20 protein-coding genes are annotated in these 26862 nt (G+C 73.1%); 10 read left to right on the top strand and 10 right to left on the bottom strand.

The window, feature by feature from the left end:
* Window positions 1-12 precede the first annotated feature (12 nt).
* The 5 genes from AC559T_RS30875 to AC559T_RS30855 all read left to right on the top strand — a co-directional run bounded on the left by AC559T_RS30875 (window position 13) and on the right by AC559T_RS30855 (window position 7346).
* Window positions 13-2691: a glycosyltransferase family 2 protein gene (locus AC559T_RS30875; protein ID WP_498870945.1), complete on the top strand. Its 2679-nt coding sequence runs from the start codon at window positions 13-15 to the stop codon at window positions 2689-2691.
* 27 nt (window positions 2692-2718) lie between these two features.
* Window positions 2719-4305 carry a galactose oxidase early set domain-containing protein gene (locus AC559T_RS30870; protein WP_498870944.1) on the top strand — a complete coding sequence of 529 codons (1587 nt, stop codon included), beginning with the start codon at window positions 2719-2721 and terminating at the stop codon, window positions 4303-4305.
* Between the two features lie 120 nt (window positions 4306-4425).
* Complete coding sequence (locus AC559T_RS30865) at window positions 4426-5598, top strand: glycoside hydrolase family 6 protein (RefSeq protein ID WP_498870943.1); 1173 nt, start codon at window positions 4426-4428, stop codon at window positions 5596-5598.
* Between the two features lie 160 nt (window positions 5599-5758).
* Window positions 5759-6382 (top strand): SCO family protein, encoded by a 624-nt coding sequence (locus AC559T_RS30860; protein WP_235014862.1) that lies wholly within the window; start codon window positions 5759-5761, stop codon window positions 6380-6382.
* A 127-nt stretch (window positions 6383-6509) separates the two neighbouring features.
* Window positions 6510-7346, top strand: a complete 837-nt coding sequence (locus AC559T_RS30855) for a methyltransferase domain-containing protein (protein WP_498870942.1) — start codon at window positions 6510-6512, stop codon at window positions 7344-7346.
* Here the strand turns inward: AC559T_RS30855 and AC559T_RS30850 are convergent.
* Together AC559T_RS30850 and AC559T_RS30845 are read right to left on the bottom strand one after the other, a co-directional pair.
* Window positions 7295-8131 (bottom strand): helix-turn-helix transcriptional regulator, encoded by an 837-nt coding sequence (locus AC559T_RS30850; RefSeq protein WP_235014868.1) that lies wholly within the window; start codon window positions 8129-8131, stop codon window positions 7295-7297. The genes AC559T_RS30855 and AC559T_RS30850 overlap by 52 nt on opposite strands.
* A complete protein-coding gene (locus AC559T_RS30845; RefSeq protein ID WP_498870941.1) occupies window positions 8029-8916 on the bottom strand; it encodes a DUF4184 family protein in 888 nt (295 codons plus the stop codon). Before AC559T_RS30845 ends, AC559T_RS30850 begins: the two co-directional genes overlap by 103 nt.
* A gap of 260 nt (window positions 8917-9176) precedes the next feature.
* On the opposite strand from AC559T_RS30845, the gene AC559T_RS30840 reads away from it, so the two are divergent.
* Both AC559T_RS30840 and AC559T_RS30835 read left to right on the top strand, forming a co-directional pair.
* Window positions 9177-9608, top strand: a complete 432-nt coding sequence (locus tag AC559T_RS30840) for a VOC family protein (RefSeq protein WP_498870940.1) — start codon at window positions 9177-9179, stop codon at window positions 9606-9608.
* Window positions 9609-10035: 427 nt separating this feature from the next.
* Entirely contained in the window at window positions 10036-10956 is a 921-nt protein-coding gene (locus AC559T_RS30835; protein ID WP_498870939.1) for an SAM-dependent methyltransferase, read from the top strand.
* Here the strand turns inward: AC559T_RS30835 and AC559T_RS30830 are convergent.
* The 3 genes from AC559T_RS30830 to AC559T_RS30820 all read right to left on the bottom strand — a co-directional run bounded on the left by AC559T_RS30830 (window position 10920) and on the right by AC559T_RS30820 (window position 14329).
* The gene (locus AC559T_RS30830; RefSeq protein WP_498870938.1) at window positions 10920-12773 is read right to left on the bottom strand and encodes a carboxylesterase/lipase family protein; all 1854 of its coding nucleotides are present in this window, start codon (window positions 12771-12773) and stop codon (window positions 10920-10922) included. The genes AC559T_RS30835 and AC559T_RS30830 overlap by 37 nt on opposite strands.
* A gap of 366 nt (window positions 12774-13139) precedes the next feature.
* A complete protein-coding gene (gene bldC / locus AC559T_RS30825; RefSeq protein WP_006540950.1) occupies window positions 13140-13346 on the bottom strand; it encodes a developmental transcriptional regulator BldC in 207 nt (68 codons plus the stop codon).
* A 152-nt stretch (window positions 13347-13498) separates the two neighbouring features.
* Window positions 13499-14329 carry a DUF8083 family protein gene (locus AC559T_RS30820; protein ID WP_020464584.1) on the bottom strand — a complete coding sequence of 277 codons (831 nt, stop codon included), beginning with the start codon at window positions 14327-14329 and terminating at the stop codon, window positions 13499-13501.
* Between the two features lie 416 nt (window positions 14330-14745).
* Here AC559T_RS30820 and AC559T_RS30815 point away from each other — a divergent pair, with 416 nt between their 5' ends.
* Together AC559T_RS30815 and AC559T_RS30810 are read left to right on the top strand one after the other, a co-directional pair.
* Entirely contained in the window at window positions 14746-15846 is a 1101-nt protein-coding gene (locus tag AC559T_RS30815) for a Leu/Phe/Val dehydrogenase (RefSeq protein ID WP_071064923.1), read from the top strand.
* Between the two features lie 299 nt (window positions 15847-16145).
* Window positions 16146-16352: a DUF3073 domain-containing protein gene (locus tag AC559T_RS30810; protein ID WP_018503970.1), complete on the top strand. Its 207-nt coding sequence runs from the start codon at window positions 16146-16148 to the stop codon at window positions 16350-16352.
* A 383-nt stretch (window positions 16353-16735) separates the two neighbouring features.
* Here AC559T_RS30810 and purM read toward each other — a convergent pair whose 3' ends face one another.
* The 3 genes from purM to AC559T_RS30795 form a co-directional block, all read right to left on the bottom strand.
* Window positions 16736-17896, bottom strand: coding sequence for a phosphoribosylformylglycinamidine cyclo-ligase (gene purM, locus AC559T_RS30805; RefSeq protein WP_498870937.1), 1161 nt, complete (start codon window positions 17894-17896; stop codon window positions 16736-16738).
* Window positions 17893-19845 carry an amidophosphoribosyltransferase gene (gene purF / locus AC559T_RS30800; RefSeq protein ID WP_498870936.1) on the bottom strand — a complete coding sequence of 651 codons (1953 nt, stop codon included), beginning with the start codon at window positions 19843-19845 and terminating at the stop codon, window positions 17893-17895. Before purF ends, purM begins: the two co-directional genes overlap by 4 nt.
* A gap of 394 nt (window positions 19846-20239) precedes the next feature.
* Entirely contained in the window at window positions 20240-21235 is a 996-nt protein-coding gene (locus AC559T_RS30795) for a sterol carrier family protein (RefSeq protein ID WP_498870935.1), read from the bottom strand.
* Window positions 21236-21399: 164 nt separating this feature from the next.
* Here AC559T_RS30795 and AC559T_RS30790 point away from each other — a divergent pair, with 164 nt between their 5' ends.
* A complete protein-coding gene (locus AC559T_RS30790) occupies window positions 21400-25347 on the top strand; it encodes a sacsin N-terminal ATP-binding-like domain-containing protein (RefSeq protein ID WP_498870934.1) in 3948 nt (1315 codons plus the stop codon).
* 10 nt (window positions 25348-25357) lie between these two features.
* On the opposite strand, the gene AC559T_RS30785 is transcribed toward AC559T_RS30790, so the two are convergent.
* Both AC559T_RS30785 and AC559T_RS30780 read right to left on the bottom strand, forming a co-directional pair.
* Window positions 25358-25627, bottom strand: coding sequence for a DUF2530 domain-containing protein (locus AC559T_RS30785; protein WP_071064927.1), 270 nt, complete (start codon window positions 25625-25627; stop codon window positions 25358-25360).
* A gap of 76 nt (window positions 25628-25703) precedes the next feature.
* Window positions 25704-26756, bottom strand: coding sequence for a sulfotransferase family protein (locus tag AC559T_RS30780; RefSeq protein ID WP_112107845.1), 1053 nt, complete (start codon window positions 26754-26756; stop codon window positions 25704-25706).
* Window positions 26757-26862: the final 106 nt, after the last annotated feature.

The following is a 26862-nucleotide window of genomic DNA, read 5'->3' as shown; positions in this document are numbered from 1 at the left end:
TTTGGGACAGCAGTGGCATACGACTACGCGACCTTCTCGACGCTCGCCGGGCCGTTGACGCGCCCGGCCGAAGGTGCGGTGCACCACGTCGAGTACCGGCGCATCATGGCAGGTCGTGTGCTCTGGCAGGTCATGCCGCTGCTCATCGCGACACTGGGCCTGTCGTCGTTGTTCTTCGTCTGGCTTCTCCAGCCCCAGCACTATCCCAGCACGAAATACATACCGACGGCGGTGGCCGTCGGTAACCACATCATGTTCTGGCTGATCGTGGTGACCGAGGGCATCCGCCTGCTCAGCTCCATCATCCTGTGCTGGTCATCAGTGATCATGCGTGACCCGGTGCCGGTGCTGCCGCCCCCGGGGCTTCGAGTGGCGTTCACCACAACGATCGTGCCGTCCAAGGAACCCGTCGACATCGTCCGCGACACCCTGATCGCCGCCCGCAACATTCAGTACAGCGAGCAGATCGACGTCTGGCTGCTCGACGAGGGCAACGACCCGGCCGTGAAGGCGATGTGCCGGGAGACCGGCGTCCACCACTTCTCCCGCAAGGGCGTCGAGAAATGGAACACGCCGAAGGGACGGTTCCGTGCCAAGACCAAGCACGGCAACCACAACTCGTGGCTTGACGCGAACGGCCACAAGTACGACGTCGTGCTCTCCGTCGACCCGGATCACATCCCGCTGCCGAACTTCGCCGACCGGATGCTCGGGTACTTCCGCGACCCGAATGTGGCCTTCGTGGTCGGCCCGCAGGTCTACGGGAACTTCCGGCACTACCTGACCCGGGGCGCCGAGGCCCAGAACTACATGTTCCACTCGGTGATCCAGCGGGCCGCGAACCGCTTCGCGGCCGGCATGTTCGTGGGTACCAACCACGCCTACCGGGTGTCCACCTGGGAACAGATCGGCGGGTTCCAGGACTCGATCACCGAGGACCTGGCGACCTCCTTCGCCGTGCACGGCTCGTTCAACGAGGTCACCGGGCACCGCTGGACGTCGGTCTACACCCCGGACGTGGTCGCCGTGGGCGAGGGCCCGGCGAACTGGACGGACTTCTTCAGCCAGCAGCTGCGGTGGGCGCGGGGCGCCAACGAGGTGATGGTCACCGAGGCCCCGCGGCGACTGAAGGCGCTGAGCTGGGGACCGCGCCTGCACTACCTGACGCTGATGGTGCACTACCCCACCGTCGCGATCACCTGGATCGTCGGCAACCTGCTCACCGTGCTCTACATGGCGCTCGGCTCGACCGGCGTCCTCGTCAACGTCTCGTTCTGGCTGGCGCTCTACGTCGACGTGTTCGTCGCGCGGATGCTGCTCTACTTCTGGCTGCGGCGGTTCAACATCAGCCCGCACGAGGAGAAGGGCAGCGCGGGCATGAGCGGGATCTTCGTGTCCGTGCTGTGCACGCCCTTCTACTCGACGGCCTTCGTCGGCGCGCTCACCCGCCGCAAGCTCGGCTTCGTGGTCACCCCCAAGGGGAACGCGGCCAGCCCGGACCGCCTGATGACCTTCCGCAAGCACCTGTTCTGGGCGGCGGTCTCGGGCGGATCCGTGGCCGGAGCCGCGGTCTTCGGTCACCTGTACCCGGCGAACATGGTCTGGGCCTCGCTGTCGATCATCACCTGCCTGATTCCCATCGGGCTGTGGCTGATCGAGCCGATCCTGGCCCCGCGGCGGGCGGTCGCTCCCAACCCGTTGCCGGCCGCCCACATCCCGCCGCAGCGCACCGGCGACCGCGCACCGGCCGACGCGCGCCCCGACGCCCAGCGCCGCGCCGACCGCACCCCCGCCGGTCGCGGCGGCGTCGACCCGGCCACGGTCGAGACGTCCGCCCTCGACCCGAGCGCCGCGGACACGACCGTCATGGGGGCGATCGGCGCAGGGAGCGCCAGTGGGAACGGGCCCGGCGGAAGGGGACCCGGCGGGAAGGGGTTCGGTGCCAGGCCGTCCGACGTCGACCCGGCGACCGTCGGCACGCCGCTCCCGGAGGCACCCGGCACCGAGCGGACGGTTCCGCCCGTCCCCCCGCCGGCGCCGCCGCTCACGCAGCCGCACCCGGTACGGCCGGCGCGCCCGAACCAGCCCCGGCCCGCCCAGCCACGCCGGGCCCAGCAGGGACGTCCCGCCGCACCCGGGCGGCGGCGTGCCAGGCCGGCAGGCTCCCCGGAGCACGCCGGCGCCGGGCGGGCCGGGGGGGAGCGCGACGATCCGACGCTGACCGGCCTCGAGCCCGTCGGCGCCCGCGACGGCGCGGCGGGCGGCGGGGATGCCGAGCAGTCGCGGCCGCGGGACCCGGGCTGGTTCAGCGACGACACCGTGCGCACGGAGAAGCCGCGGATCGCGGCCATCGTCGCCGCCGCCGACGCCAACAGCCCCGGCACCGGCACCGGCACCGGCACTCCTGAGGACACGGTCCGGACGTCCCGGCCGGTCGTCGGCGCCGTCCTGGCCGCCGCCGGGCTGCGCCGTGACTCGGCTGACCCCGACGACGTCGATCAGGACACCGTCGTGACTCTCCGTTCCCGGCAGGGGTCGCCGGAGGAGGTCCTCGCCGCCCGGCGGGCGGCGCTCGCCCGGGAGGGCCGCTCCCCCGCCGGCGTTCCGCACTACACCGAGGACGTCACGATGACCCTGCATCCCCGCCGCCGGCGGGTGTCACTCGACGGCCTGTTGGAAGAGATCGGCTGATGGCCATGACGAGAATCTGATGGGACGATGAAAATAATCAGCGGGCCGCGTCGGTGGCGAGTGGTCCAGGTCTGCTGCCTAGCCATTGTCATCGTGGCCGGGAACGGCCCGTTCCTCAGCGCCTGGGCGACCGACAAGTACGACACCTGGCGCTCGCACCAGCCGGACTACATGCGTCAGCACGGCCGTTGGGACATCGTCGCAGACCCCGGCTCGCGCTCCATCCACGCGGCACTGCTGCGCACCGGGAAGATTCTGCTGCTGGCCGGATCGGGAAACGACCAGGCCAGCTTCGACGCGAAGCGCTTCGAGACCCTGCTGTGGGATCCGGTCGCCAACACCTTCGAGCAGGTGTACACGCCGTGGGACGTCTTCTGCGCCGGCCAGGCGTTTCTCCCGAGCGGTGAGCTGCTCATCGCCGGCGGCACGAAGAAGTACGAGGTCCTCGCCCAGGACTCGCCGGACGGCAAGAAGCAGGAGTACCAGGGGCTGAAGGACAGCTACACGTTCAATCCGCAGACGGAGCGGTACGAGAAGACGGGCGACCTGCAATTCGCCAGGTGGTACCCGACGCTGGTCACGCTGGCCAGCGGCCAGGTGGTCGCGGTCTCCGGCCTGAACGAGAAGGGCGACATCGACCCGGGCAACACGGAGTGGTTCGACCAGGCGAGCCGCACGTGGAACCACAACGAGGGGCTGGTCAAGGAGTTCCCGACCTACCCGTCGCTGCTGCTCGCCGGGGACGGCCGGCTGTTCTTCTCCGGAGCGAACGCCGGTTACGGACCGACCTCGCTGGAAGCCCGCCACCCCGGTCTCTGGAGCCTCGCGGACGGTACGTTCCAGGAGATTCCTGGCCTGCCCGATCCGGAGATCAACGAGACCGCCGGAACGGTGCTGCTGCCGCCGGCCCAGGAACAGCGGGTGATGTTCGTCGCCGGCGGCGGCGTCGGCGACACCCAGGTGGCCACCGCCCGCACCGCCGTCGTCGACCTGGACGAGCCGAATCCCCATTACGTCCAGGGACCGGACACCACCGTCGCGAAGCGCTATCCGGGCGTCGTCGTCCTGCCGGACGACACCGTGCTCGTCTCCGGCGGCTCCACCGCCTACCGCCAGAAGGACACCCAGACGGCGGAGATCTACCACCCGGACACGAACACCTTCACCCCGGCCGCCGACCCGCTCGTCGGCCGGGACTACCACTCGAGCTATCTGCTGATGCCCGACGGCCGGGTGGCGGTTTTCGGTTCGAATCCACTGAGCGACGAAAACTTCTTCGAGACCCAGATCGAGATCTACAGTCCGCCCTACATGTATCAGGGTGAGCGGCCGGTCATCCAGACCGCGCCGACCTCGGTGACCCGTGGTACCACGATCGACCTGGGCGTCTCTCAGGAGGTGTCCAAGGTCCGTCTGATCCGCCCGGGCGCCTACACGCACGTGACCGACACCGAGCAGCGCTCGGTGGCCCTCCCCCTGGTGAGCCAGGCGAACGGCAAGGTGACGGTGAGTGTCCCCGAGAACGGCAATCTGCTCCCGCCCGACTGGTACATGCTCTTCGTCGACAACGGCGAGAACATTCCGTCCGTCGCCACCTGGGTGCAGGTCCAGTGAGCCGCCACCCCCACCATTCGGGCCGGCCGGACGGTCAGTACTAGCCTGGGACGGGTTGAATCAGCACAACACAATCGTCTGGCCCGGCCGGCTGGATCACGGGAGCAGGGGGGATGCCGGGTGAGCCTCCGGGCGGAAGACGGCAACGGGCCGAAGCCGCGGTGGCGCGGGCTTCGGGACCGGCCAGGTCGTACCCGCCTCCGGCGCCGGGCCTGTGCCGCGGGGGCGACGGCGGTCGCGGTACTCGCCCTCGCCGCCTGCAGCGGGGGGTCGGACCCCGACCCCGCGGCACCCACCGTGACCGCGGGCGCGCCGAACGTTCCCGCCGGTCCGCTGACGGCGGTCGGACCACACTGCCCGGCAGGCGACCCGGCCGGCGCCCAGCGGCCCGCCGAGTCCGTCGCCCCCGCCGATCCGGCTCCGGCGGCGCCCTTCCTCGTCGACCACGGCAGCCAGGCGGCCGAGGAGGCGCAGCGCAACCCGGCCCGTGCCCAGATCCTCGCGCCGCTGGTCAACACCCCCACCGCCTACCCGGTCGGCGACTGGCTGCGGGACGTGCCCGGCGAGGTCCACAAGCGCGCGTCCGCCAGCCGTGACACCGGCACGACCGCGACATTCATGATCTACGCGATTCCGCACCGCGACGCGGAGGCCGGCCACTCCGCCGGCGGCCTGCCGAACGCCGACGCCTACCGGACGTTCACCCGCCAGGTCGCCGGCGCGATCGGCGACGCCCGCGCGGTCATCGTCCTCGAGCCGGACTCGCTCGGCCAGATGGAGAGCCTGCCCGCCGACCAGCAGGCCGAGCGCTACGCGCTGCTCAACGACGCGGTCGGCGTCTACGGCGCGCTGCCCAACACCAGTGTCTACCTGGACGGCGCGAACTGCGGCTGGATGCCCGCGGGAGCCGCCCCGGTGATCGCCGAGCGGCTCCTGCGGGCCGGGGTGAAGAACGCTCGCGGCTTCGCGGTCAACGTGTCGAACTACTACCGGACCGAGGGCGAGGTCGCCCGCGGCGAGGTTGTCTCGGCTCTGACCGGTGGCACCCACTTCGTGGTGGACACCTCCCGCAACGGCCAGGGCCCCGCCGACGGCTTCCAGAACCCGTGGTGCAACCCGCCGGGACGCGGCCTGGGCATCGCCCCCACGACCGAGACGGGCTCACCGCATGCCGACGCGTTCCTCTGGATCAAGACCCCGGGTGCCAGCGACGGCGAATGCGGACGTGGCGACCCCGAGGCCGGCGCCTGGTGGCAGCAGCAGGCGGAGGAGCTGGTCCGCCTTGCGGCCTGAGCGGCCTGAGCGGCCTGAGCGGTCTGCCCCGCCCGAGGGGTCTGAACCGCCAGGCCCGCCGCGCCCGGAGCCTCGACGGGACCGACGGGACTGGCAGGACCGACAGCGCGGGCGGCGCGGGCGGACGTCCACCGGCCTGGCGTGCGCCGCGACGGCGGCCGTGCTGCTGTTCACCGGGGCGGCCTGCGGCTCCGGGGGCGACGGCTCGTCCGGCCCGGCCGTGGTCGATCTCAGCGAGGCCAGCGGGGCGGCCGGGGTGCGCGGTGTGTCTCTCGGTGCCCCCGTCGCGAAGCCCGCCACGACGCTGGTCGACACCGCCGGGGCGCCGTTCGACCTGCGGACGGACCAGGCGACCGCCGGCCGGGTCACGCTGGTGTTCTTCGGGTTCACGAACTGCCCCGACATCTGCCCGACCACCATGGCCGACCTCGACGCGGCGCTGGAGAGCCTTCCCGCGGCCGACCGCGACCGGATCCGGGTCGTGTTCGTCTCGACCGACCCGGACCGTGACACCGGGCCGGTCATCCGCCGCTGGCTGGACCAGTTCGACGCGTCCTTCATCGGCCTGACCGGCACCTGGCCGCACATCAAGGAGTTCGCCGACGCACTGGACGTCGCGATCGAGCCGGCGGTGCGCGAGGCCGACGGCACCGTGAACGTGACGCACAGCGCACAGGTGACCGCGTTCAGCCCGGACGGCACCGCCCGGGTCGCCTACCTGACGGGCACCTCGGTCGCCGACTACGCCCACGACCTGCCGTTGCTGGCCCGCGGCGAGACCTGACCCGCGCCTGCCGGCGCGGCCGCCCGTCGGGCGAGACAGGACGGCGTCCTGTCCGGTGCGGGCGGCCGCCGTGACGGCCAGGCGACTGTGCGGCCCGAAGTCCCGACCCGCGTACTAGCTTCGCACCGTGACCGATCACGGTGAAGGCGGCCAGAACGCCTATGTGCTGACCCTTGATTCGAGTGAGCTGGCTCGCTACCAGTTCATGGCGGCGGTGGCGCAACAGGACGAGTCCGTCGAATGGACCGCGGCCGGGATCGTCCCCGGCGCGCGGGTCGCGGACGTCGGCTGCGGACCGGCCGCGCTCGCCCTCGCCCTGGCCGCCGTGGTCGGACCGACCGGGAAGGTCGACGCCGTGGACCGGGACCCCGACGCGCGGGCGCTGGCCGGGCAGGTCGTCGCGGCCGGGAAGGCCGACAACATCTCGATCACCGAGGGCTCCGCGGATGCCAGCGGACTCCCGGCCGCCAGCTACGACACGGTGATGATGCGCCATGTCCTCGCCCACAACGGCGGTCGCGAGCAGACGATCGTCGACCACCTCGCGACGCTGGTGAAGCCCGGCGGCTGGGTGTACCTCCTCGACATCGACGCGTCGGCGCTCCGGATCGTCGGCGGCCCGCCGGCAGTCACCGGCATCCTCGAGCTCAATGAGCGGTACCACCGTTTCCACACGGCCCTCGGCAATGACCTGTCCGTCGGGCTGCGGCTCGGCCCCCTACTGCGCACGGCCGGGCTCGTCGACGTCCACCACCGGGGCTGGTACAACGTCAACGAGCCGCCGCCGGGGCTGCGGCCACCGTCCTGGGCCGCCGTACCGGCGATGACGGCCGCCGGGCACGCCCACAGCGACGACGTCGGACGCTGGGAGAAGGCGTTCGCCGAAGTGGACGCCGCCACCGACCGCCCGACCTATTTCGTCCCGGTGTTCTCGGCCCGCGCCCGCCGACCGGTCGGCGGGTAGCCCGCCTCCTCCGCGAGCCAGCGGCTCGGCGGCACCCCGGCCAGCGCGCGGAACTCGCGTGCCAGGTGCGCCTGATCGAAGAATCCGCAACCGGCCGCCAGGTCCGCCAGGGTGAGCTCCCCCGTGTCCCCGGCCACGGCACGCCGGGCGAGCAGACGGCGGGCGTGGTCGAACCGGATGACCCGGGACGCCGCCTTCGGTGTCAGGCCGATCTCGGTCCTGAACCGGCTCCGCAGGTGACGTGCGCTCCATCCGACCTCGGCCGCCAGGTCCACCACCGAGACGGAGCCCCGGGCACGCTCCAACATCGCCCATGCCTCGGCGATCTCCGGCGCGACCGCCGACGTCCGGCACGCGGCCCGCCGACACAGGATGTCGTCCAGCACCGCGAACAGTTCCGCCCAGCCGGAGGCGGCCCGCATCCGCTCCCGCGTCTCCGCACACACGTCGCCGAGGACCGCATCCGCCGGAAGGTCCTGGTCGGCAAGTTCACCCGCGGGCAGGCCGAGGAGCGCCCTCGCCCCGAGCGGCCGCAGCGCGACCTGCACTCCCGACTGGGCGCCGTCGTGTGAGATCAACGCCGGCGAGGTGTGCAGTCCGCCGAGCAGCGTGTCGTAGCCGCCCGGCGCCTGATGCGGATCAGGGTGGCCGACAACGATCAGCGGCTCGTCCAGGGTGAAGATCAGAGTGAGGTACGGCGAGGGCAGGCCGCGGTGCAGGGCAGGTGCGACCCCACGCTGGCGGTAGCCGCTGTACCAGGCGATGTACGGGCGTAACGCGGGCACCGGCGCCGCGCGGACGTACTCGTCCACCACGGCGAACGTGTCGGCTGGCATGGCCATTGCTCCAGTGTGCGGCCCGATGCCCGCCATCCGGCGGCGACCAGGAACAGGCCCGCCACCAGCGCGATCACACCGGTGACGACGCCGCGGAAGGCGACGGCATGCAGCCCGTTCGACGCCTGCGCCAGGCCGACGACAGCGCCGACCCCCGCTGCCAGGGCCACCACCGCCGGAAGAACCGCCGCCTCCGCCGAGTACCGCCGTGGCCGCCGCGGTCCCCGTGGCAGCGCCCGCAGGTGGACGACGACAGCCGCAGCGACAACGACCAGCCCGGCCGCGCCCATGCCGTACTGAAGCCACTTGTAGCCGGGCAGGGCTCCGTGGTCGGCGCTCAGCCAGGCCACATGACGGACACCCCACCGGTCTTCGTGCGTGAAGGCGTCCCACCCGGTGTGCGTCAGGCCTCCGACGACCGCGGCCACCGGGGCCAGCAGCCACTGACGTCCCGTGGGCCGTGCCCGGGGAGGCAGCCGCAGCCTGACCGGATCCGGAGCCAGATCGAGCAGGGCATCGCGAGCCAGGCAGAACCAGACGCCCAACGCGACCAGCGACAGCAGCGGAACGAAGGTCACAACACCGAGCAGACTGTGGCTGAGGTGGTACATCGCCGACCACCCGAGGAACACGGGCACATCAGGAACCATCGACCCGGCCACCATCGCACTCATCGGCAGCCCGAGCCGCCGCAGCGGCAGCACCGCGACGGGATGACTCAACGTGAAAGGCACAGTCTCCTCCACGGTCCCGCGCGGGTCAGGTCACTCCCTGCCGTCCGGCCCGTACACCCCTGGCACAACTCGTTTCAGGGCGAACCGTGACCAGTGCACCACAAGCACCGGTTGCCCTTCGGAGGTGGCTCACCGGGGAGTTCCGAAACGTCCAAGCCGGGGGCCTTGGGTTCGGCGGATCGTTGGACGGGCCGGACCCGTCCCGGGTCCGCTGACCATCGGCCGCGGAGAGTCTGCCGTGGAGAGGACGCGAACCAGTCATGAGCGATGACAAGGCACCGCCGCCCCAGGTCTGGCCGACGCTGCGAGCCCGCGACGCGCGGGCGCTGATCGCCTTCCTCACCGAGGCGTTCGGCTTCGAGGAGGTCGTCTCGTACGGCCCCGCCGACCACGGCGAAGCCGGTGACCGGGTGGACCACGCCGAGCTCGCGTGGCCGGAGGGCGGTGGTGTCATGCTCGGCTCGACCCGTGACAACCCCGACGATCCGTGGGCCTTCCAGCCGGGCGGCTTCGGCGCCTACGTGGTGACAGCCGAGCCGGACGCCCTGTGCGCCCGCGCCCGGGCCGCGGGAGCGGAGATCACCGTGGAACCGCACGACACCGACTACGGATCACGGGACTTCGCCGCCCGTGACCCCGAGGGAAACAGCTGGTCGTTCGGGACCTACCGGGGCGCGCCCCGCCCGACCTGACGGAGGCCGCTCGGGCCCGGGACACTCCGCCGACCTGGGATCGATCCACCCGTCCGGGTCGGTCCGTCGGGCGGACCGACCCGTCGGACCGGATGATCATGGCGAGATCCGGTCCGACGGATCGGGATCAATCGGTCCATGGATTCCCTCAATGAAACATTGGGCGCGAGAGCTGTCCGAGTTCGACATAATCGCGGCAAGTGCCCTCCACACATCGTGCCAACACCAGCACGGTGCGCGGTCTCCGGTACCGGCTCTGGTGGTGTTCGCCCGGACGGCTCCCGACCGGCGCGCTCATCGACGAGCGGGTTCCGGACGTCCCGCCCCCCGCCGACCGGTCCTGAAGCGGCTGGTCGCGGGCGGTCCGCGGAGAGCACCCGCCTGGGCGACGGCGGCCAGGGGTGACTGCGACAGCCCGGAGGCGGGGATGGACGAGGCCACGCGCGCTGAGGTGAAATGGCCGGCGCACCGGAGTGCGCCCCAGGTCGAGCTGCGCACCGACGTCCCACATTCCGCCCGGATGTACGACTACTTCCTCGGCGGCAAGGACAACTTCCCCGCCGACCGCGAAGCGGCCGAAGACCTGATGGCCGTCTACCCGGCCACCAGGACGGCGGCGTTACAGGGCCGGTCGTTCATGACGAGGGCGATCCGCCACCTGGCCCGCGACGCCGGGATACGCCAGTTCCTCGACATCGGGACGGGCATCCCGACCAGCCCCAACCTGCACGAGACGGCGCAGGCGGCCGCCCCCGCGGCTCGGGTCCTGTACGTGGACAACGACCCGATCGTGCTGTCGCACGCTCGCGCCCTGCTGACGAGCACCCCGCGGGGCCGGACGGCCTACCTGGACGCGGACCTGCTCGATCCCAGCAGGATCATCCGTTCCGCCGAGCTGCGCGACATCTTCGACCTCGACCAGCCCGTCGCGTTGTCCCTGTTCTCGATCCTGCACTTCGTGCCGGACGACCGGGATCCGGCGGGCATCGTCCAGGAGCTGCTCGGGGCTCTCGCTCCGGGTAGCTACCTGGCGATCGCCCACGCGACCGGGGATTTCGTGGCCCCGGAGGTCGCCGAGCTCGGCACCACGATCTACCAGGACCGCGGGATCCTCTTCCGGCCCCGGTCCCGCGCCGAGATCACCGCGGTGCTCGGCGACCTCGAGCTGGTGGCGCCCGGGTTGGTCCCGGCCCACCGCTGGCAGCCGGAGGACGGGTCGGCGGAGCTCACGGACGCCGAGGTCAGCAGCTACGGGGCGATCGCACGCAAACCCGTGAATCGCCCAGACGGCAACAATCACCGGGGCGCGGGTCAGCCCCAGAGGTCGCAGTGGTGTGCCACGGCGTAGCCGGACCGTGCAAGCAGCACGCCTGGCTCGAGGGCCAGCCGGTCCGGAACGGTCGAGTTCCGTTCCCCCGGCCAGGGCGGCCAGCCCGGCAGCACCCGCTCCCCGGATCCCACACCGACGGCTCCGGCGGGAGGCGTGTTCGGATCACCGGTGGCGGCGAACCGTGTCCAGTAGTCGACCATCGCCGCGGACAGCGCGCGCTCGCTGGCGGTCGCCCCCGCGTGCGGCGCGTCCGAGGCGGCGGAGCGGAACAGGTACGGCAGTTCCCCGGCGTGGGTGGCTCCCGTGGCCACGCTGTCGGTCACCGGGCCGAGACCCGGGACGTCGAACTCGTACATGAACGCCCGCCCGGGCACGACAGCCCCCGACCCGGGCTGGCCGCGGGGCTGGCTGAACAGGTCAGCGGAGTGCGCGGTCGGGCAGGCGAAGACCCGGTCGGTGATCACCTGCGCGAGCCGCTCGCGGGCGGGGACGGCCCCCGGCGGGTAGGCCGCGAGGACAGCGTCCGCCCGGTCGGGGATCTCCGCCCGGACGATCTGCGCGAACCGTTCGGCGGTGAGCTCCCCACCGGAGTCGTAGCTGGAGGTGAAGGCCCGCCCCTCGTCGCGCACCGTCCCGAGGAGGACCGGTACCCCCGCCGCCGAGCCGGCGGCGACGGCATCCACCGGGAAGCGGGGCAGCGTCCGGCTGCCGACCACCGGCGCCCAGGTCGGAGCGGTCAGGATGTCCGCCTGCCCGGAGCCGGCGACGATCTGCTCCACCGGCCGCGCCCGCAGGCAGTCGAGCACCCCGGCGGGGTCCGTACAGCCCATTCGGGCGGCGAACTGCTGGCCCGTGCCCTCGGCCGTGGCCATGGTCGGCAGCGACCACTGGCACGGCCCGCTCTGCATGACCGCCCGCTGGAACAGCCCGCGCGCGGACGGCGCTGCCAGCAGCCCGCAGACGTTCACCGAACCGGCGGACTCTCCGAAGATCGCCACGTTCCCCTGGTCCCCGCCGAAGGCGGCGGCGTTCGCCCGCACCCAGCGCAGCGCAGCGATGATGTCCGCCAGGGAGTACGAGCCCGCGTCGCCGCCCGACTCGGTGTTCAGTGCCGGCAGCGAGAGCTGGCCGAGCGCGCCAAGCCGGTAGTTGACGCCCACGAGCACGGCGGGCCCGCCGGCCGCGAACGCGGACATGTCCACATCGTTGGCCGATCCGGTGACAAAGCCGCCGCCGTGGATCCACACCAGCACCGGCAGCCCCGCACCGCTACCGCCAGTACCGCCGCCGCCCGCGGCCGGCGGCGTCCCGGTGGCCCGAGGCGCGTCCGCCGGCATGGTGACGTTCACGAACAGGCAGTCCTCGCTGGCGCCGGCTGCCAGTGGCCCCTCCTGCGGGCATGGATGGCCGCGCGCCGAGCCGTCCCGCACGCCGCTCCACGGGGCCGCCGGGGCGGGCGCCCTCCAGCGCAGCGCACCGACCGGCGGTGCCGCGTAAGGAAGCCCGTAGAAGGAGAGCACCGGCCCCTCGGCCACCCCGCGGACCTCGCCGCCGGTGGTCGCCACGACCGGCACGGCCGTCGCCGTCACCCCGCCGGGGCCCGCCGCGCCGACGCCTCCCGCCGCGCCGGTGCCCGCCCCCGATGCTCCGGGACGTCCCCCGGCCCCGCCGCCGCAGGCCGGACACAGGGCCACCAGCAGCACCACGGTGAGAAAGGCCAGGAGGGCACCCGGCATTCGGGCCCGCGGACCACGTCGACCCACGGCCCGGCCGCCGGCTGTTCCCACCATGCGAACAGCCTCACGGGCGCCGCCGAACCACGCAAGATCGCGCATGACCCCAAGCTCCCGCGCGGCATGACGAACGCCGCCCCGAGTTGGGGCACGGCGAAGGCCGCCCCGAGCCGACATGGCGACGGCCGTCCCCAGCCGCCCTCCCAAGCCGCCGTTCCGGCCGCGACGCGGGTGCGTGCGCACCCGCGAGGCGAGCTGGAACGAACGAAACCGACGGACAGCATGGGTGCCGCCCGTCGGTTTCGACACGTGAACCACCACCGCCCTCCCGGAGCGGTGGAGAGTTCAGGCATATGGGACGTCCGCTCAGCAGGCGGGTCCGGCCGTCGGGTTGTTCGCCCGGCCGGGCAGCCGCCGAACGCCTGGTCCTACCAGGACGCCGCCATCAGCGCCGGTTCGGCGCAGTTATCAGATGTCACTTCCGATGCTCGGAACTCCCTTCAGCAGGGCACGCACCTCCGCCTCGCGGTACCGGCGGTGACCGCCCAGAGTCCGGATCGAGGTCAGCTTTCCGGCCTTGGCCCACCGGGTCACGGTCTTCGGGTCCACCCGAAACATCGTGGCTACCTCGGCGGGCGTCAGCAGCGGCTCGGCATCCGGCGTTCTCGTCGTCATTGCGTTGGCCTCCCGTCACAGAGCGTCGCTCCGTCCCATACAGATCGTGCATCCTTCGGGGGCATTTCGGACATGGCACGTCAGGACCATCTGCTGACTAGTCACAGCTCGTCCGAAGCGGAGGGCAACGCTGCGCTAACAGGCGGCGCCGATCAACTGGCAGATTCCCGTGACTGCAGGGGTCTCCACCTGATCAGCACTCGTTCGTACGCCTCGACCGCAAGGTCTGTTCGCCCACGGCGTAACGCGCTGACCGCCTCGACGATGTCCTCGACGGATGTGTCCCGCCGCAGCATGTCGTCGTCCAGCAGGTCAACTAGCCCGTCGTAGTCCAGTTCGACCCTGCTCTGCGGATGGAAGGACCCCAGCCAACGGGCCAGCTCGGCGACGCCCTCGATCGCGGGGGCGTCGGTGTTCGCCGCCCGGAGGGTCTCCATCGCCTCCACCGCGCGGCCGACCCGGCGGCGAGCGAGGCTCATCGTGGTCCGGTAGACCATGGAACGGTCGGCGCTGTCACCGGTGACCAACGCCCGCTCCGCTGGGTCGAACAGTACGAACCAGGTCGGCGGCACCATCCAGGTGCAGGTCTGGACATGGACCTTGATCTCGGGCCGGCGTGCCTTCCACCGGTCGAGCTCTGTCTCCGCCGGGTCCACCAGCCGGCGCGGGAGGAAGGCCTCGGCGACGCGCTCCGGCATCAGCCCGCGGAACTCCATCGCCGCCTGCCACACCCGCAGCTGCGTCGACCACGGGCAGACGAACATCAGGCCGTCCGCCCACTGGACGAAGGCGGACTCGTCGGCGACGTCCAGCGACGGCCGGACGGCCGCCACCAGCGCCACGACCCGCTCCCGCCGGGCGCCCGCGCGCCGCGAGGGCGGCCCCGAGGCCGCGTACCGCTGCCAACGGACGCGGTCCGCGGGCGGGAAGGCGGCCAACGGCTCGTAGACCCGCAGGTAGGCAGCGGGTGAGACGACAGCCACGCTAGACACCGGCCTCGACGGCGGCGTCACCCGCGATGCCCGCCGGCAGCGGGATCGCCACGGACGCCGACCCCCCGTGGAGGGCCGGAACAGGTGCGGACATGCCCCTGGATCCTGGCATGCCTCCGATCCTGGCACGGACCACGGGCGCGGCGGGCCCGGCGGCGATGAGAGGTCGGGCAACCCGCGCGATCGCCCCGGTGAGACCCGGTAGCGCCAGCCGCACCGCGACCCCGCCGGACCCCCTCCCGGGCCGGCTCCGCGCCCGTCAGGGCCGCCCGGACGGCGGCGGCCCGCACGACAGGAGCCGCGCGGGCCGGGCCCGTAATGTTTCGCCGCAGCGGCCGGCGGGAGCCCGCCGCGCACAGGGCTCACGGGCCGTCGGCTCGCGGAGCCGTCCGGAGGGAGGCTCGGTCATGTCAGCGGTGGTCGGCACGTCCACGGGAGTCTCGTCGGTGTTCGAGGCCGGCGCGGAGCACGAGCAGGTGGTGTTCTGCTCCGATCGGGCCAGTGGCCTGCGCGCCGTGATCGCCATCTACTCGACCGCGCTGGGGCCGGCGCTGGGAGGCACCCGGTTCCACGCCTATCCGGACGAGGCGTCCGCACTGGCCGACGCCCTCGCGCTCTCCCGCGCGATGGCCTACAAGGCCGCCTGCGCGGGCCTGGACCTCGGCGGCGGCAAGGCCGTCATCCTGGGCGACCCCGCCCGCGACAAGACCGAGGCGCTGCTGCGCGCCTACGGGCGCTTCATCGCCTCGCTGGGCGGCCGCTACGTGACGGCCTGCGACGTCGGGACGTACGTCGAGGACATGGACACCGTCGCCAGGGAGACCCGTTGGGTCACCGGCCGCTCGCCGGCGCACGGCGGCTCGGGCGACTCCGGGGTCCTGACCGCGTACGGCGTCTTCGAGGGGATGCGCGCCTGCGCCCGGCACCGATGGGGGACACCCTCGCTCGCCGGGCGCAGGGTCGCCGTCAGCGGGGTCGGCAAGGTCGGCCTGCGCCTCGTGGGGCACCTGGTGGAGGAGGGGGCGACCGTTCTGGCCGGGGATACCGATCCGGGCGCCCTGCGGCGGCTGGGCGCCCGCCATCCCGACGTCCAGCTGGTGGCCGACCCCGACGAGCTTCTCCGGGCCGAGGTCGACATCTACGCGCCCTGCGCGCTGGGCGGGGTGCTCACCGACGAGGTCGTGCCCGCGCTGCGGGCGGAGATCGTCTGCGGCGGGGCGAACAACCAGCTGGCCCACCCGGGCATGGACAAGGTCCTGTCCGACGCGGGCGTGCTGTACGCGCCCGACTTCGTGGTCAACGCCGGCGGACTGATCCAGGTGGCGGACGAGATCGAGGGGTACTCCCCGGAACGGGCCAGGGCCCGGGCCGCCCGGATCTTCGACACGGCGCTGGACATCTTCCGGCTCGCCGAGGCGGAGGGCGCCACCCCGGCGGTGGCGGCGGGACGCTTCGCAGAGCGCCGGATGACCGACATCGGCCGGCTGCGGGGCATCCTGCTGCCCTGACCGTCACCGGCGGGCACGCCCGGAACCCGTGTGCCAGCACGCCTTTCCCGCCCCCGGAAGCCGTGACGCTGGGCACATCGGGCACCGGCGCGCGGGCGTCGCGGCGGGCCCGCGGGCCCGCTGTCAGGGGAGTCCCGGGACCATCCGTAGGGGTCAGATGATCTCCGCCGTGTTGTCCGACGACAGGTAACTGTCGGGTTGGCGTGCCGAGTAGGCTGCGATCCCTGTAGTCTCGGGAAGCACGAGACAGTGAGAGCACCGGGGCGGGTCCCCGTCGTCATGTTCGAGGGGGTCGAGCCATGGGGCGCGGCCGAGCGAAGGCCAAGCAGACGAAAGTCGCCCGCGAGCTCAAGTACAACTCGCCCACTATGGATCTCGACCGATTGAAGGCGGATCTGGGCGCGGGTACTACGCGGGAGACCGAGAGCGACGAACCGTACTCGGATGACGACTACGGTTACGACGCCTACCTGGACGATGAGGACGAGCACCGCTCGTCCCGTTGAACCCGGGGCTGCCCCGGCCGACGCCGGGCCTCCGGGAAATCCGGGGGACCGGCTGCGACCACCTGGCGACAGGTGGTCGTCCATGTCGGCAGCAGATCGAGTCCGGTACGCCCGCCTCGCGCGGGCACACCGGGCGCCGAGCCAGGCTGGGCGGAACTGTCGGTGTTCCGTCCTAGAGTCTCAGAGGTCAGGATCTTCCCGACCGAGGAGCCTCCCATGTCAGTGATGGCCGGCCGCCCACGTGGATGTCCCGCGGGCAGGTGTTCGGGCTGGTCCGCACGCGGCCCCCGACGAGCCGGCTCGTGACCGGCCGCCTCTTTGCCCGGGCGGCCGTGGCGGGGCGAGCCGCACCAGGGCCGCCCGTGGCCGGGCCGCCGGCCGCGTCAGGGGTGGGTGCCCACGAGGCGCGCCACGCCGTCCTCTCCAGCTCCGCCGGGCAGCGGCTCGACCCGTCCCGCGATCCAGGCAGCGACGCCGCGGTCAGCCAGCGTCCGCACCACGGCCTCGGCCTCGGCGGGAGCGACGACCGCGACCATTCCGACCCCCTGGTTGAACGTGGCCTCCATGTCGGCCTCGCTCACCCCGCCGCGCTCGGCGAGCAGGCCGAACACGGCCGGCGGAGCCCAGGTCGATCTCTCCACGACGGCAGCCGTCCCCGGCGGGATCACACGGGCCAGGTTCGCCGCGAGACCGCCGCCGGTGATGTGGGCGAAGGCGTGCACCTCGGCCGTCTCGATGACGGCCAGGCAGTCCCGGGCGTAGATGCGGGTGGGCGTGAGCAACGCCTGTCCGAGCGTCGTCCCCAGGGCCTCTTCGCGCCTCGCCAGTGCCTCCCGACCCGCCACGGAGACGCCTCCGGGCTGGTCAGGCTCGACCGGACCGAACAGGATGTGTCTTACCAGCGAGAAACCGTTGGAGTGGAGACCGGATGACCCCATCGCGACCACCACGTCCCCCGGCCGGACCAGCTCCGGCCCGAGCACGGCGTCGGCCTCGACGACCCCGACCCCCGTCGCGGCCAGGTCGTAGTCGTCGATTCCCATGAGGCCGGGGTGCTCCGCGGTCTCGCCACCCACCAGGGCGCACCCGGCCTGCTCGCAGCCGGCGGCGATCCCGGCGACGATCGAGGCGATCCGCGCCGGCTCGAGGGAGCCACAGGCGATGTAGTCGAGCAGGAACAGCGGCTCCGCGCCGCAGACAACGAGATCGTCGACCACCATGGCGACCAGGTCGATGCCCACCGTGTCATGGACGTCCATCGCCCTGGCCAGGGCGATCTTCGTGCCCACGCCGTCGGTGGACGAGGCGAGCAGCGGGCGCCGGTAACGGGCCACGTCCAGCGCGAACAGGCCCGCGAAGCCGCCGAGTGACCCGACGACCTCGGGCCGGGTGGCGCGGGCGACGTGCTGGCGCATGAGCTGCACGGCCCGGTCGCCGGCCTCGACGTCGACCCCGGCGTCCCGGTAGGAGACCGAGCGCCCCTCGGTGGTGCTCCCCTGGCCGCCGGCCTCTGAGCCCTGGCCGGATCCGTTGGCGTGCCTCACCACCGCGCGCTGCCCAGCGGTGCGCCGTCCACTGCCACCTCGTCCACTGTCATTCCGTTCACCGTGGCCCCGTTCGTGGCGACTCCGTTCGCTGCCATGCCGTTCGTGGCCACCCCATTGGCTGCCACGCCGTTCGTGATGGCTCCGTTCGTGGCCAACCCGTCGGCCGGTGCGCCGTCGACCGCCACGGCGTCGGCTCTCGTCCCGTCGGGCCGTGCCCCGTTCGCGCGCGCGGCGCCGACGTCCTGGGCGGGCTCGAGCGGGACGGGTTCGAGGTCGAGATCGAGATCGTGATTGTCGGGGGACGGGTCCGCGCCGTTCATCCCCAGGGTCACCCGCTCCCGGAGGGCCTGCGCGATGACCTCCTCCGTGGTCTGCGGCCCGAACGGCTCCAGCCGGTACTTGCCCAGCTTGTCCGAGTCGGCGAGCGGAACCGGGTAGATGCCGTCGAAGCAGGCCCGGCACAGCGCGTCCGCCGGCTGCTCGGAGGCCTCCACCAGCTCCTCGAGGGAGACGTAGGCGAGCGAGTCGGCGCCCAGCGAGCGCCGGATCTCCTCCACGCCACAGCCGCTGGCGATCAGCTCGGCGCGGGTGGCGAAGTCGATGCCGTAGAAACAGGGCCACCGCACCGGGGGCGACGAGATCCGCACGTGCACCTCGGTCGCCCCGGCCTCGCGCAGCATCCGCACCAGGGCCCGCTGGGTGTTGCCACGCACGATCGAGTCGTCCACGACGACGAGCCGGCGGCCCTCGATGACGTCGCGCAACGGGTTCAGCTTGAGCCGGATGCCCCGCTGGCGGATGGTCTGCGACGGCTGGATGAACGTCCGCCCGACGTAGGAGTTCTTGACCAGGCCCTCACCGAACGGGATGCCGGACGCCTCGGCGAAGCCGACCGCGGCCGGCACACCGGACTGCGGGACCGGGATCACCAGGTCGGCCTCGACCGGTGCCTCCCGGGCGAGCCGCCGGCCCACCTCGACCCGGGTGGCGTGCACCGACCGGCCACCGATCGTCGTGTCCGGGCGGGCGAGGTAGACGTACTCGAACAGGCAGACATGCCGGTCGGCCTGGGCGAACGTGAGCGAGCGCGGGCCGCCTGCGTCGATGACGACCAGCTCACCGGGCTCGATCTCGCGGACGAAGCGGGCGCCCACGATGTCGAGCGCCGCGGTCTCGCTGGCGACGATCCACGCGCCGTCCGGCCGGTCGTCGAGCCGGCCCAGCACCAGTGGATGGATGCCGTGCGGGTCCCGCGCCGCGTACAGGGTCGACGCGTCCGCGAACGCCAGCGAGAAGGCCCCCGCCAGCCGGGGCAGGACGTCCATCGCGGCGTCGACCAGGGTCGGGCCAGGATGCGCGGCGAGCATCGCGGTGATCAGGTCGGAGTCGGTGGTGGCGCCCTGGCCGCCCTCGCTGTCGCCGAGCGACCCGGCCAACTCGATGATGTTCGTCAGGTTGCCGTTGTGGCCGAGCGCGATCGGCCCGCCGAAACCCGCCGTCCGGTAGGACGGCTGGGCGTTCTCCCAGGTGGACGAGCCTGTGGTCGAGTACCGGGTGTGCCCGACGGCCACGTGCCCCGACAGGCTGGAGAGGGTGATCTCGTCGAAGACCTGGGCAACCAGACCCAGTTCCTTGAACACGACGACGGTGCGGCCGTCGCCGACCGCCATCCCGGCGGCCTCCTGGCCGCGGTGCTGGAGGGCGTAGAGGCCGTAGTAGGTGAGGTTCGCCACGTCCTCCCCGGGCGCCCAGACACCGAAGACGCCACAGGCGTCGCGCGGGCCGGGATCGTCGTCGAGAGGATCACCGCCGAGAGGATCACCGTTGCGCGGGGCACCGTGGAGAAGGCCGTCGCGACGGCGGCCGTCGCGAGACTGCGGCGGGCGGCGGACGGACGTCGACTCCCGGCGAGATGCGGGGTCGTCGCTGTGGGCGACGTGTGGCACCAGGTCTCCTAGAGAGGTCAGGGTGACCGAGATGTCGGGAGGAACGGGGCGGGTTCAAGGCAATGTCGTGACACCCCCGGGCATGACGACACTCACATCAACCGACAGCCACGGGAAGCACCCCGGGACCACCCGACGTTCACGCCCGCCCTCGACTCCCCACATAACCAACGCTAGCAGCGGGGACGCCGATCGGCCGGTCGAGCGCGATCTCCCCCGTCACGCGACGCAGAGGTCACAAAGAAAACACGACAAACACGCACACCGGCCCGCCCGGTTGCGACCAGACAAACATCCAGGCGCCGTCAGGCGGACGGCGGGTGCCGTCGAGCGGGCGGCGGATGCCGTCAGGGCAGGCCGGCCCGGTGCTGTCCGGCAGGCGGGCCGGATGCGGTCAGGCGAGCAGCGGCAGCAGGAACCGTAGATCGGCACGCTCACCGCTGGCGCGGATCCGGCCGTCGGCGAGCGCCGCCTCCCAGGCCAGCCGGCCCGTCGCGATCAGGACGAACGCGGCCGGGTCGGCCTCGACGACGTTCGGCGGTGTACCGCGGGTGTGCCGAGGCCCCTCGACGATCTGCACGGCGGAGAAGGGGGGCACCCGCAGCTCCACCGCGTGCCCCGGAGCGCGCTGGGCGAGCATCGACGTGAACAGCCGCACGACGGTCTTCAACGCGGGGCGCGCCGGGGGCACACCCAGGTCCAGGCCGTGGACGACCGCTTCCACCGCTCGGGTGAGCAAAAACTCACCCAACCGCATACGCCCACCCGCGGTGATCACCAGCCGGTCGGCGATCTCGTCCGGTGGGAGGCGAGCCAGGTCCGCCGCGGCGCCCGCGGCGGCGTCCCGGAAGGCCACGCGCACCGCCTCCGGAGCCTGGCCGGCGGCGAGATCCCGGACCGTGGCCGCGATCGCCCCGGCCCGGGCTCCGGTGCCGGCCAGGTAGTCGGCCGCGGTCACGAGCGGCGCACCGCCGGTCCGGGCCAGGCTCGACTCCGCTCCCGAGCCGCCCGCCGGTCCTCCGCCCGAGCCGCCCGCTGATCCCCCGGCCAGGCTGGGCGTTGATCCCCTGGCCAGGCCTGGCGCCGGGTCCCCGCGCAGCGCGGCGCTGAGGGTGAGTGCCGAGCGCGCGGTGTGCAGCACGAGCTCGGCGGTAGTCCAGCCGGGCAGTGCGCTCGGGGCCGCGAACGCCTCGTCGGGGAGCCCGCCGACGTGGCCGGAGATCGCCTTCCACTGCTCCTCCAGGGCCCCTGGCAGCGCCGGAGCGAATCCCGCCGCGCCGCCGCGCCCCCCGCGCCGCGCCGAGCCCCCCCGCCCCGCGCGACCCCGCGCAGTACCTTCCCGGGCCGCGCCGCCGCGCGCATCGCCGTCCTGCGCATCGCCCCGTGCCACCGGACTCGTCTCCCCTCTCGTGCGTGCCGCCGTCCCACCGCTGTCCCACCGGCGTCCACACGGCGCTCGCGCACAGCGGTCCCGCGCGGCGGCGGCGTCTCTCGGGACGCCGGCCGCGGCACCCCTCGCCGCTCGGCCGTCCCGCCACGGGCGAGGATGAGGCCGTGGATGCCACCCCGTTCGACACCGCGGCGCTTCGGGCACGTGTCATCGAGGCGTGGACCGCCTCCGCGAGCCGCTTCCGGGAGGACGCGAACGCCGAGGAGGACGCCGCTCTCGGCGCCTACCGGGACCGCCTGCTCGTCGAGCTCCTCCAGAACGCGGTCGACGCGGCGGCGGCCGCCGGTGTGCCGGCAAAGGTACACATCAGGCTCACGTCGGAGCAGCACCCGCACGGCGGGCCGGGTGGGCTGCTCGAGGTGGCGAACACCGGCGCCCCGCTGACCGCCGCCGGCGTCGAGGCCCTGTCGACGCTGCGCGCGTCCGCGAAGCGCGACGTGCAGGCAGTCGGCCGCTTCGGCGCCGGCTTCGCCGCGGTCCTCGCGGTGACGGACACGCCGTCGATCGTCTCCCGGGCGCCCTCGGGCCCCGGCGACGCGGCGGACTGGCGTGACGCCGACCAGCACAGTACGGACCAGCACAGTACGGACCTGCGCGGGGTGGAACGGCACGGGGTGGACCGGCACGGCGTGGCGTGGCGCGGGGTGGAGTGGTCGCGCCAGCGCACCGCCGACCTGGTTGTCGCGACGGGCGCGGACGCACTGCGCCGCGAGCTCGACCGCCGCGCCGGCGCCGTGCCCGTCCTGCGCCTGCCCTTCGACCTCGGCGACCCGGCGTCCGGGCCCGGCGACGGGTTCGACACCGTCGTCCGGCTGCCGCTGCGGGACACGGCGGCGGCGGCCACGGCACGCGAGCTCATCGCCGCGTTCGACCCCACGCTGCCCCTCGTCCTGCCCGGCCTTGAGGAGATCGTCGTCGAGGTGGACGGCGACGTCCGAACCCACCGGTGTGTCTGGGAGCCGGTGCTCCCCGGGCCGGACGGAACCGACCTCGAAATCGCCACCGTCGACGGCACGCGGTGGCGCGGCTGTGTCCACCGCGGCTCGATCCCGTCCGAGCTGCTCGCCGACCGCCCGGTCGAGGAGCGTGACAGGACCACCTACAACGCCCGGGTGATGATCCCGGACGGCGGCTGGCCCGCCGAGGTGGCGCAGGTGGTGCGCGCGCCGCAGCCGACCGACGAGGCCGTCGGCCTGCCCGCGCTGATCAGCGTCGACCTGCCGCTCGATCCGTCCCGACGGCACACCGTGCCCGGGCCCCTGCGGGACTGGCTCACCGACCGGCTCGCCGACACGGTCGTCGCGCTCGCCGCTCACCTGGCCACCGCCCGACCGGACGGCGCCGAGAGCGGTGACCACGGCGCGGACGGGGAGCGCCACGCGGCTCCCGATCCCCTCACCGTCCTGGACCTCGTGCCGACCGGGCTGCCCCGCAGCGAGGTGGACGGCCGGCTGCGCGACCGCCTGCTCGCGCTGCTGCCGGACGCCCCCGTCCTGCCGGGCGGCCGCCGCGGCCGGGACTGCCTCGTCCTGGACCTCGGCCCCGCCACGGACGCCGTCACCGACCTGCTGCGCGCGGGCGCCGAGACGGGCTCCGGCACCGACCTCACCGGGGGCGGGGCGGGCGCCGGTGACCCCCGCCATCCGGACGGCGCGGCCCTGACAGACCTGGCGGACCTGGACCTGGACCGGACGGAGATGACGGACCCGGACCTGGCGGACTTTGCCGCGGCGGGGAAGGCTGACGAGGCCGTGCTCGACGGGCTGCTGCCGGCCGAGTTCGCCACCCGGCGCCGCCGGCCCGCCCTCGACCTCCTGGGCGTCCGCCGCCTGGACACCGGGGCCGTCGTCGAGGTCCTGCGCGGCATGCGGCGGACGCCGTCCTGGTGGGCCGGGCTGTACCCGCTGTTGCTGACCGCACCCGACCGGGACGCCCTGGGCGCGCTGCCGGTTCCGGTCGTGGTCGTGCCCGACGGCGACGACCTCGGCTCCACGCCGGCCTTCGCCCATGCTGATCCGTCCACCGGGACCGGACCGGACGGGGGTGGAGCCGACCTGGCGACACCACCCAGCCGGATGGTCACCGGACCGCGCGGGGCCCTGCTACCCACCCCCGATCTGGACGTGGTGGCCCTGGCCCGATCGGGGCTGCCGCTGCGCGTCGTCCATCCCGACGCGTGCGCGGGTACGGCCCGCGACGCGCTGCGGACCCTGGGCGCCTCGGAGGGCACGCCGGCCGGGGTGCTGCGGGACCCGGCGGTACGCGAGGCCGTCACCCAGGCCGACCCCGACGACGACCCCGGCGAGCTGGACGCCCTCGCCGCCGCCGTACTCGCGCTGGTGCGCGCGATTGTCCCGGATGGACACACCGCTCATCCGGACGAGCACGCCACCAGTTCAGACGGGCGCACCGTCCATTCGGACGAGCACACCGCACATGTGGACGGGCACGACCGCAATGACGGGCTGGACGGCGGCGGCTTCCCGTCCGACACCGTGGGTGATCCGCACCCGGAGCAGGGGCCGTCCGCGATGCCGTCGTGGCTGGGTGGGCTGCTGCTCCCGGAACAGGGCGGCGGCTTCGCGCCCGCGTCCGAGCTGGTGATCGCCGACGGACCGCTCGACCGCCTGCTGGCCGAGGACGCGCCGTTCGGCGCCCTGGACCCACGGCTGAGCACCGCCTGGCCGGACCATGTCCTCGAAGCCGTCGGCGTCCTGCGGACCTTCGGCGTCCTCTACGCGTCGGACGTGACCCTCGACCCGGACGAGCCCGTCCTGCTCGAGCTTGACGACAGCGACACCTGGGCGGACGACGTCCACGATGCCGCCGACCGGACGGGGGAACGGGGCACCGCGGCTTCCGGTGACGGGCGAGGCTCCGGCCGCGGGCCCGGCGCGGCTGGCGTGCCGGGTGGACACGGTGTGCCGGGAGCGCACGGTGTGCCAGGAGCGCACGGTGTGCCAGGGGCGCCGCGGGTTGTCCGGCATTTCGCGGCCGTCCGCGACCTTGAGCTCGTCGACCCCGACGCATGGCCGGAGGCGCTTGCGGAGCTCGCCCGCCCGCCCCTGCGCCGGGTGGTTCTCGGCGCCGAACCCTCGTACACCCGCTGGTGGCTGGCCCGGCACGCGCTGCTGCCGGTGGATGGCGACCCGGACACCCGGCTCCCCCCGGGCGAGCTCGTCCTGCCCGGCGCCGATCCGTTGCTGACCGGGCTGTTCGCGCCGGGTGCGCCGCTGCCGGGCGTCGACCCGGAGCTGCTGCGCCGGCTCGGCTGCCGGCTCACCCTCGACGACGTGCTCACCGACCCGGACGCGGTGATCGACCTGCTGGACCGGCTCGGCGACGCCGACCGCGAGATCGGCTGGCCGGCGGCCCGGACGCTCTACATGGCCGCGGTGAGCGCGGCCGGCCTGCTCGGGGCCGACCCCTCCGGCACGACCGGCCCAAGGCTGGATCCGCCGCTGACCGTACGAACCCCGACCGGGGTGTTCCGCTCCGCCGACGTGGTGGTCGTGGACGCACCGGACCTGCTCGAAGTGATCGGCGCCGACCATCCCGCGCTGCGCCTGCCACTGGATCGCGCCGCCGAGGCCGCGCACATCCTCGGGCTGCGTCTCGCCTCGGAGCTGGCCGACTTCGCTCGCGGTGCGGTTCCGGGCAGGGCCGTGACGAGGACCGTCATGGTGGCCGGCAACGCGGTCGTCGTCGGGAGCGCGACCCTGGTCGGGGCCGCGGACACCCCGGATTCGCTCGACGGGGTCGACCTGGCCGCGGTGCCGGGCGCCGCGCGTCCCCTCGTCGCGCGGTACCAGGTCCATCCCGAGCTGTGGATCTCAAGCCTGGGCGGGGGACGGGTCCGGGTGCCGTGGCGGGTCGTCGGCGGCATCGGCGGTGAGATCCACGTCGACGCCGAGGCCGGCACGGACGCGCTCGCCCGGGCTCTGGCCTGGCGGGCCGGCCAGTGGGAGCGCCGGCACGGACTGGCCGCCGCGTTGCGGGATCCCGACGGCGCCGGCCGCCGTCAGGCCGAGGACGACCTCGACGATCTTTGACTCCTGGTGCTCAGTCGGGCTCGGCGGCGGTCGCGCGCAGCCGATTCCGGCGTCGCACGACGACCCACAGGCCCATGAGCCCGAGCACGAAGCCGACCGCCGCCGTCGCGATCCACCAGAGCCGGCCATCCGCCCGCAGATCGTCGGCGAACGGGATCATGACCAGTAGGGCGATCAGCCACATGACGGTGCCGACCGCGACGGAGCGGACACCGTCGTAGGGCAGCGGACGCAGTTCCACCACGTCCGGCTCGGCCTTGTCACCCGCTTGTGTGCTCATCCGGGCCGACGCTACCGTCTTCAGGCCGCGCGTCCACCTCCGGCAGGTCAGCCGTCGGCGGGCCGGCGGGCGCGGGTCAGCGGCCGGCGGTCAGGGGGAGGTCGCCGCGGTCGAGCCACTCCGCGAAAGAGGATCCCGTCAGCTGGCCAAGTAGGGCGATGTCGTCCCGGAACCGGTCGAGGACCTGTTCGCGCAGGCCGGGCGGTGGCGGCGGACCCGGCCTGAGGCTGCGCCGCAGCTCGGCCAGCACGGCGTCCATCGGATCGACGGCCGCCGGGACCGCCTCCCTGACAACGCGTGTCGTGCCGGGATCGATTGTCGCCGGCGCGAAAATCCGGCTGTCGCACCCGAAACCGGCCGCCGGGTCGACCGCCCCGACGAATCCGCAGACGCGGCGCAGCACGGCCGCGGGTTCGAGGACCAGGTCCCGGTAACGCACCAGCAGCACCTGGCTCGGCGGAAACAGGGTGTACAACCGCCGCAGCTGGACGCCGTACCTCCCGAGCTCGGCGTACCGCCACCTGCGACTCCAGCCGGCCGCGCACCGTTCCTCCTCGGCGTCGAGCGCCTCGATCAGGGTCGGCAGCGGTTCCAGCCCGGTCCTTCGGTGCGCGAGCCAGTTCGCGTAGGCGCGCTCCACCGGGTCACGCAGGACGGCGATCATCCGCAGGTAGGGCAGAAGCTCGTGCATCCGCCGCTGGGCGGAGAACTCGGCAAGGTAGTAAGGAGTGCTCTCACCGCGCGGACGACGCCCGTCACCACCCCGGAACAACGTCTCATAGTCCGAAAGGCACCAAATGTAGTTCTCGCTGGTTAAGCCAGCACCGCCCGCGGCCCGAGATCCCCCGGTGCCAGCGAGGTCACCGGAGCCACCGGGGCCGGAGAGACCGGTGGGGCTGGCGGAACCGCCGAGACCAGGATGGCCGGCAGGGCCAACGGGACCGCCGGAGCTGGCACCGCCGCCGTGGCCGGGGGGGCTGGCGTCGTCCCGGGGACGTCCGGAGGTCAGGAAGTAGCCCGGTTCCGCCACGGGGGACATCGCCAGGCCCAGGTGGCGGGTGAGCGCGGCGTGCAGGCTCGACGTCCCGGCTTCGGGAGCCCCGATGACGACGAAATCAGGCAGCGCCATGCCGGCCCTCCTCCCGGGCGGAAAAACACGCGCACACCAAGAGTATAGCCCATATTCTCTACCAATTAAGTAGACAATATGACCACGCGTAGCGAAAGTGTGGCGG

It is taken from the genome of Frankia sp. Hr75.2, assembly GCF_949319125.1.
Classification (GTDB): Bacteria; Actinomycetota; Actinomycetes; order Frankiales; family Frankiaceae; genus Parafrankia; species Parafrankia soli.
The sequence above is the reverse complement of the archived record's forward strand: the minus strand, read 5'-3'. Positions and strand labels throughout refer to the sequence as shown.

Coding starts and splice junctions, on each gene's coding strand:
- AC559T_RS30835 (WP_498870939.1), top strand. CDS start 10,036: ATGGACGAGGCCACGCGCGCTGAGGTGAAATGGCCGGCGCACCGGAGT.
- AC559T_RS30810 (WP_018503970.1), top strand. CDS start 16,146: ATGGGGCGCGGCCGAGCGAAGGCCAAGCAGACGAAAGTCGCCCGCGAG.
- AC559T_RS30870 (WP_498870944.1), top strand. CDS start 2,719: ATGAAAATAATCAGCGGGCCGCGTCGGTGGCGAGTGGTCCAGGTCTGC.
- AC559T_RS30840 (WP_498870940.1), top strand. CDS start 9,177: ATGAGCGATGACAAGGCACCGCCGCCCCAGGTCTGGCCGACGCTGCGA.
- AC559T_RS30785 (WP_071064927.1), bottom strand. CDS start 25,627: ATGAGCACACAAGCGGGTGACAAGGCCGAGCCGGACGTGGTGGAACTG.
- AC559T_RS30815 (WP_071064923.1), top strand. CDS start 14,746: ATGTCAGCGGTGGTCGGCACGTCCACGGGAGTCTCGTCGGTGTTCGAG.
- AC559T_RS30830 (WP_498870938.1), bottom strand. CDS start 12,773: ATGCGCGATCTTGCGTGGTTCGGCGGCGCCCGTGAGGCTGTTCGCATG.
- AC559T_RS30780 (WP_112107845.1), bottom strand. CDS start 26,756: ATGGCGCTGCCTGATTTCGTCGTCATCGGGGCTCCCGAAGCCGGGACG.
- bldC (WP_006540950.1), bottom strand. CDS start 13,346: ATGACGACGAGAACGCCGGATGCCGAGCCGCTGCTGACGCCCGCCGAG.